The following is a 1294-nucleotide window of genomic DNA, read 5'->3' as shown; positions in this document are numbered from 1 at the left end:
TACAGCAGACTAAACTCTGCAACTGACAATTGATTCTTTTTAATCTCTCGGAGTAATATTTCTTGTTTTTTTAATTTTGTCTCGCCCTTATCAAGGGCTTGGATAATTGCTTTTATTTTGGGATTGTGGAAGTTACTATTATGAATAACTTCTTTTTCCAACCTTACATCAAGAATCTTTTTAGCTTCGGGATCCCCTGGATGCGCACACAAATTTACCAGGGCATTTACTATGTAAACAGCACTAATATTCCCCAGTGAAAATAAATTAGAACCTATAGGCGATTGTTTAAAGCTAAAGCAATTTCTTTTGCCATGATCATTTAATTCCTCCATATCAATTTCAGAGCCGCCACTCTTAAAGAAGGAGGTTGTTTTTTCCAAAAGTTCAGGACTAAGGAAACATTCAATAACAACATCATCGCTATCATTTCCCCAGAATTTATCACGCACTAGTCTACCAGCGCTTAGAGCTTCTTCTCTTGATTCGAACACCAAAATGCCATCCTTATTATGCAACTCCTCAGCAATTTTTGAGCGTAGCTCATCATTTTCTACATCAAAAAAATCTTTAGCATAGTCTTTTTTTGTGTTTGGATTAAAACCAGGAATATAAATGTAATAAGTTTTGCTTCCAGGAGGATTTTTCACTTGCTTATCGTTGAGATGAGGTTTAATTTCTTCCTCAAAAACCTTCTGAGCTGCTTTTTTCGCTTCCTCTGTTGCCTTATGGAACTGTTTTAAGATCTCTTCAAATTGTTTTGCTCTTTCCTCGGGATCCTCAGAGAAAAAGGTGGCGTTCACTTCCTCTGCCACTGGGTTTCCTGTGTCATCAATTTGCCCCTTATCATATAAGGGACGAAGCACCTCATCTGACAAAATTGCATAGGCGTTAGAAATATCTTTGAATCTTTCTTGAGCTTGAGGATCATCCTTATTTTTATCGGGGTGATGCTTTAAAGCCTGTTTTTTATAGGCCTTTCTAATGTCTTCGGCAGTGGCTGTTTCATCAATCTCAAGTAGTTCATATAGTTTTTTTGCCATGCTTTTTTGCTCATTAAAAGTAATATATGCTAATTATATATCCTTGTGTATTAAGAGATTATTAAGCAAACGATAGAAAGTACTGTGTCGATTGAATATTGGTGCATCAGGCGCTACTTACCAGTAGTAAAAGCGCCCTTATTAAGTTTAATTTGAAGTCATGGAAGGCATTGATTTCAATATTTCTTCCTGTTGTTCTTCTATTTTTTTGACCGCCGAGGTTCTTCCCCAGGCTCCTGTGAAAACTGAGT

Annotated in this window: 1 protein-coding gene; it reads right to left on the bottom strand. The window is 36.6% G+C overall.

The features are described from left to right. Positions 1 to 1043 (bottom strand): J domain-containing protein (locus Lbru_RS08750; RefSeq protein WP_157061506.1); only part of this gene is annotated, 1043 nt, incomplete at its 3' end. Between the last annotated feature and the right edge of the window lie 251 nt (positions 1044 to 1294).

The sequence above is a fragment of the Legionella brunensis genome, assembly GCF_001467025.1.
Taxonomy (GTDB): Bacteria; Pseudomonadota; Gammaproteobacteria; order Legionellales; family Legionellaceae; genus Tatlockia; species Tatlockia brunensis.
This window is presented reverse-complemented; position numbering and strand designations above follow the sequence as displayed.